We start from the raw sequence: 4,938 nt of genomic DNA, 5'->3' as shown, positions 1-4,938 counted from the left end.
GTCGCCGGGGTGGTGCTCACGGAGACGGTGTCGGTGCCGGGAAGGCTGAGCCGGATGACGGTGTTCGACGCCGATCCCGCCGCGGTGCGGGCGCCGGTGCTGATCGTCGCCAACCGGGACGACCGCTGCCCGGTCGCGCCGCCCGGACAGGCGCCGGTGGTCGCGCGGGCGCTGGGCGGCGCATCGTCGGTGACGGTGCGGATGGTCGCGGGCGGGGCGGCGGGAGACCGGCCTTGCGGCTCGCTCGGCCCGCACGGGTATTTCGGGATCGAGGGGCGGGTCGAGACGGCGATCGCCGGGTGGATCGGGACGCTGGGCCTCGAAAAAGAAAAAGGCGGCGCCTGAGCACCGCCAAGTTCAGGGAGGAAACGTCCTGGGATTTTTCTAGCACGGACGCGGGACGCGCGGATTGTTTTTGTTGCAGTGCAGCATTGCCGCGGCAGGCGTCCGGCGTGGTTCGGAGGGCGCTCAGAGCTCGCGGGCGAGGGCGGCGCGGGCGGCGGCGGCGGCGTTGATGCAGTCCGGGCTGGCCGCGAGATCGCCGGGATTGGCGGCGCAGGCGGCGATGGCGGCCTGGCGGGCGGCGGCGTGGCGGGCGAACCAGGGGACGTCGTGCGTCGCCGCCGCATGGGCCGCCGGGGCGGCGAGGGCGAGGAGGAGCGAAAACAGGATCTTGCGCGTCATGGTCTTGGTCCTTGCGTGGTGGCCTGCCCCCGATGTGCGCCCGCGCGCGCCGGCGCGGTAGGCACGGGGGCGGCAAAAGACCCTTGCCGGGACGGCACGGATGCGCGCATCCGGCGGGCTGGGATCAGGAAGATTCGGGGGCGATGCGGCGGGCGCGCAGGCGGCGGATGCGGCGGGCATCGGCGTCGAGGATCAGGAACTCGATGCCGGCGGGGTGGGAGATGATCTCGCCGCGGGTGGGCACGCGGCCGGCGAGGGTGAAGACGAGGCCGCCCACCGTGTCGAGATCGGCTTCCTTTTCCTCCTCGGTCAGGAAGTCGCCGAACCGGGTGGTGAAGTCCTCGACCGGGAGGCGGGCGTTGAGATCGACCGCGCCGTCGTCACGGTCGATCATCAGCGGGCCCTCGATCTCGTCGTGCTCGTCGTCGATGTCGCCGACGATGGTCTCGACGAGGTCCTCGATGGTGACGAGGCCGTCGACGCCGCCATATTCGTCGATGACGAGGGCGAGATGGGTGCGGCGCTGGCGCATCTGCAGCAGCAGGTCGAGGACGGGGATCTGCGGGGCGACCATCAGCGGGCGGCGGAGGATGGCGCGCAGCGAGAACGCCTCGGGGCGGCCGGTGTAGCCGACCACGTCCTTGATGTGGACCATGCCGAGAATGTCGTCGAGATGCTCGCCGAAAACGGGCATGCGGGAATGGCCCTCGCGGCGGATCTGGTCGATCGCCTGGTCCAGCGTGACGTCGGCGCGCATGGCGACGATGTCGGCGCGGGGGATCATCACGTCGTCGGCGGTGATGCCGCGCAGGCGGAGGACGTTGGCGATCAGCGCGCGTTCCTGGCGGTCGAGCCCGGTGCCGCCCTCCTCGCCGCCGGCTTCCGCGGCGGCTTCCTCCATCAGCTCGCCGATCTGCTGGCGCAGGTCGGGCTGCTCGCGCATCTTGCTGAGCAGGCGGGAGAACCAGCTGCCGCTCACGACGCGTATTTCCACGGGTTGGGGACGCCGAGGCGGTGCAGCAGGCGGGCTTCGAGGCGCTCCATGCGGCGGGCCTCGCCGGCTTCGTGGTGGTCCTCGCCGGCGAGGTGGAGGGCGCCGTGGACGACGAGATGGGCGAGGTGGTGCGCCGGGCGGCGGCGGGCGGCGCGGGCCTCGCGCAGGACGACGCCGAGGGCGAGGATGATCTCCGGCGGCATCTCGTAGGTGAGGACGTTGGTGGGCTTGTTGCGGCCGCGGTCGCGCGCGTTCAGCGCCTTCACCGTGCGGTTGTCGGCCAGGATGACCGGGCAGGCGGCGCCGGCGGCATCGAGCGCGCGGGCGACCACGCGCTCGGCATCCGGCACGAAACGGCGCCAGCGGGGCTCGGCGATGTGGATCAGCCCCCGCAGCGCGGCGCCGCGGGGGAGGCTACTTGGAGGCTCGCTCACAGGTCCCGCGCGCGCTCGCGCTGCGCCTCCGAGCGGTGGTCGTAGGCCTCGACGATGCGGGCGACCAGCGGGTGGCGCACCACGTCGCCGGCATTGAAGCGGGTGACGCCGATGCCGGAGACGCCTTCCAGCGTCTCCAGCGCGTCGGCCAGGCCCGAGCGGCTGTGGGGCGGCAGGTCGATCTGCGAGAGGTCGCCGGTGATGACCATGCGGGTGCCCTCGCCCATGCGGGTGAGGAACATCTTCATCTGCGCCGGGGTGGTGTTCTGCGCCTCGTCGAGGATGACGAAGGCATGCGCGAGGGTGCGGCCGCGCATGAAGGCGAGCGGGGCGATCTCGATCTCGCCGGCGGCCATGCGGCGGGCCATGACCTCGCCGGGCATCATGTCCTGCAGCGCGTCGTAGAGCGGGCGGAGATAGGGGTCGACCTTCTCCTTCATGTCGCCGGGCAGGAAGCCGAGGCGCTCGCCGGCCTCGACCGCGGGGCGGGAGAGGACGATGCGGTCGACCCGTCCGGAGGTGAGCATGGCGACGGCCTGGGCGACGGCGAGATAGGTCTTGCCGGTGCCGGCGGGGCCGATGGCGAAGACCATCTCGTGGCGGGAAAGCTCCTCGATATAGGCGGCCTGGCCGGGGCTGCGCGGGCCGACCACGCCCTTGCGGGTGCGGATCGCCGGCAGGTCGGACAGCGGCAGGCGGGGCTCGGCGGCGGGATCGACCAGGCGGGCGGCGGCATCCACCTCGGCGCCGGAGATCTGCTCGCCGCGGGCGAGACGGTCGTAGAGCGCCGAAAGCGCGGTTTCGGCGGCGGCGACCTGGTCGGGCTCGCCCGAGATCGACACCCGGTTGCCGCGGCAGGCGAGCCGGACATGCAGGCGCTTTTCGAGGCGGGCGAGGTTGCGGTCGTGATCGCCGAGCAGGATGGAGAGCAACCCGTTGTCGTTGAAGGTGAGGGTGCGGGACAGCCGGGGGGGCTGGGATGTGACGATCTGGCTCAAGCGGCGATCTGCTCCTGTGTGAGACTGGCCATGAGAGAATTGGGGTTGGACTGCACGATTTTCACCGTCCGCAGGGTGCCGGGCGGTATGTCGGCATTGTCGACGACGACGGGCTGCAGGTAGGGCGAGCGGCCGGCGGACTGGCCGGGATGGCGGCCGGGGCCGGTGAAGAGGACCTCGAAGCTGCGGCCGACCTGGGCGCGGTTGAAGGCGTGCTGCTGGTCGCGCAGCACGGCCTGGAGCTCCTGCAGGCGGGCATCCTTCACCGCCTCGTCGATCTGGTCGGCGGCGTCGGCGGCGGGGGTGCCGGGGCGGCGGGAGTATTTGAAGCTGTAGGCCAGGGCGAAGCCGGTCTCGCGGACGAGCCGCATCGTCGCGGCGAAATCGGCGTCGGTCTCGCCGGGGAAGCCGACGATGAAATCGGACGAGAGCGCGATGTCGGGCCGGGCCGCGCGCAGCTCGCCGGCGATGCGGCGGAACAGGTCGGCGCCGTGGCGGCGGTTCATGCGGGCGAGGATCGCATCCGAGCCGGACTGCACGGGCAGGTGCAGGAAGGGCATGAGCTTCGGATTGTCGCGATGCGCGGCGATCAGCGCGGCATCCATGTCGCGCGGGTGGGAGGTGGTGTAGCGCAGCCGGGCGAGGCCATCGATGTCGGCGAGTTCGGCGAGCAGGCGGGCGAGGTTCCAGGTGGCGCCGTCCGGCGCCTCGCCGTGCCAGGCGTTGACGTTCTGGCCGAGCAGGGCGATCTCGCGCGCCCCGCCGGCGACGAGGCGGCGGGCCTCGGCGAGGATGGCGGCGGCCGGGCGGCTGGCCTCGGCGCCGCGCGTGTAGGGGACGACGCAGAAGGTGCAGAACTTGTCGCAGCCTTCCTGGATGGCGAGGAAGGCGATCGGGCCCTGGCTGGCCTGGTCCTCGGGCAGGAGGTCGAATTTCTGCGCGGCGGGGAAGTCGGTGTCGATCACGGCGCGGCGCTTCGCCTCGATCTCGGCGATCAGCTCGGGCAGGCGGTGATAGGCCTGCGAGCCGACCACGAGATCGACATGCGGGGCGCGGGCGAGGATTTCCGCGCCCTCGGCCTGGGCGACGCAGCCGGCGACGGCGATCATCATCGCGCCGCCGCGGGACTCCTTGAGCGCGCGCAGGCGGCCGAGCTCGGAGAACAGTTTTTCCGAGGCGCGCTCGCGGATGTGGCAGGTGTTGAGGATCACCATGTCCGCATCCTGGGTGGCGACCTGCCGGTAGCCGAGCGGGCGCAGGACGTCCGCCATGCGTCCACTGTCGTAGACGTTCATCTGGCAGCCCCAGGTGGTGATGTGCAGCGTGCGGCGTGAGGCGGTCTCGGTCATTCCAGTTCATCCGGGCAAGGGTTTGCCCAGTGGATGTGCCGGGACGCCGGACGGGTCAAGCGCGGAAGAATGAGATTGCTCCCGATTCCATGATCGTAACTATCGCAGATCGTGGGGCGGCGCTGTCAAGCGGATTCCGGTTATGCTTTCGTGAAGGGGCCGGGATAGCGGCCCTGGCGGATCGCGGCGGCGCGGGCGGCGATCTGGCGTTCGAGGGTCGCGGTCAGCGCCTTGCGGCCGCCGTCGAGCTCGATCGGGTCGTCGAGCACGATGGTGGCGCGCCAGTCGTGCCGGCCGAGCTCGGCGTAGTGCGAGGCGATGTCCATGTCGCCGTACCAGGCGATGCGGGGGCGGTTGCGGCGGCAGACGGGCAGCGAATCCATCCGGTCGTAGACGATGGTGACGGGCTGGATCAGCGGCGGCGGGTCGGTCTCGGCGAGGGCGAGGAAGCTGGAGCGGAAGGGCAGCACCCGCGCGCC

At 71.7% G+C, this 4,938-nt stretch carries 5 protein-coding genes and 2 pseudogenes; 1 reads left to right on the top strand and 6 read right to left on the bottom strand.

What is annotated here, in order from left to right; genetic code table 11:
- Nucleotides 1-345: pseudogene (locus APM_RS11155) on the top strand (alpha/beta hydrolase); the annotation flags it as partial.
- Nucleotides 346-468: 123 nt separating this feature from the next.
- Here APM_RS11155 and APM_RS11150 read toward each other — a convergent pair.
- The 6 genes and pseudogenes from APM_RS11150 to APM_RS11125 all read right to left on the bottom strand — a co-directional run.
- Entirely contained in the window at nt 469-684 is a 216-nt protein-coding gene (locus tag APM_RS11150) for an EexN family lipoprotein (protein ID WP_007423481.1), read from the bottom strand.
- 124 nt (nt 685-808) lie between these two features.
- A complete protein-coding gene (locus tag APM_RS11145) occupies nt 809-1,627 on the bottom strand; it encodes a hemolysin family protein (protein ID WP_231295411.1) in 819 nt (272 codons plus the stop codon).
- 32 nt (nt 1,628-1,659) lie between these two features.
- Nucleotides 1,660-2,112, bottom strand: coding sequence for an rRNA maturation RNase YbeY (gene ybeY / locus APM_RS11140; protein WP_007423479.1), 453 nt, complete (start codon nt 2,110-2,112; stop codon nt 1,660-1,662).
- A complete protein-coding gene (locus APM_RS11135) occupies nt 2,109-3,110 on the bottom strand; it encodes a PhoH family protein (RefSeq protein ID WP_007423478.1) in 1,002 nt (333 codons plus the stop codon). The genes ybeY and APM_RS11135 overlap by 4 nt, the downstream gene beginning before the upstream one ends.
- Nucleotides 3,107-4,459 (bottom strand): tRNA (N6-isopentenyl adenosine(37)-C2)-methylthiotransferase MiaB, encoded by a 1,353-nt coding sequence (gene miaB, locus APM_RS11130; RefSeq protein ID WP_007423477.1) that lies wholly within the window; start codon nt 4,457-4,459, stop codon nt 3,107-3,109. The genes APM_RS11135 and miaB overlap by 4 nt, the downstream gene beginning before the upstream one ends.
- A gap of 140 nt (nt 4,460-4,599) precedes the next feature.
- A pseudogene (locus tag APM_RS11125) lies at nt 4,600-4,938 on the bottom strand (1-acyl-sn-glycerol-3-phosphate acyltransferase); the annotation flags it as partial.

This window comes from Acidiphilium sp. PM (assembly GCF_000219295.1).
GTDB classification, from domain to species: domain Bacteria; phylum Pseudomonadota; class Alphaproteobacteria; order Acetobacterales; family Acetobacteraceae; genus Acidiphilium; species Acidiphilium multivorum.
The sequence above is the reverse complement of the archived record's forward strand: the minus strand, read 5'-3'. Positions and strand labels throughout refer to the sequence as shown.

Coding starts and splice junctions, on each gene's coding strand:
- APM_RS11150 (WP_007423481.1), bottom strand. CDS start 684: ATGACGCGCAAGATCCTGTTTTCGCTCCTCCTCGCCCTCGCCGCCCCG.
- APM_RS11145 (WP_231295411.1), bottom strand. CDS start 1,627: ATGCGCGAGCAGCCCGACCTGCGCCAGCAGATCGGCGAGCTGATGGAG.
- miaB (WP_007423477.1), bottom strand. CDS start 4,459: ATGACCGAGACCGCCTCACGCCGCACGCTGCACATCACCACCTGGGGC.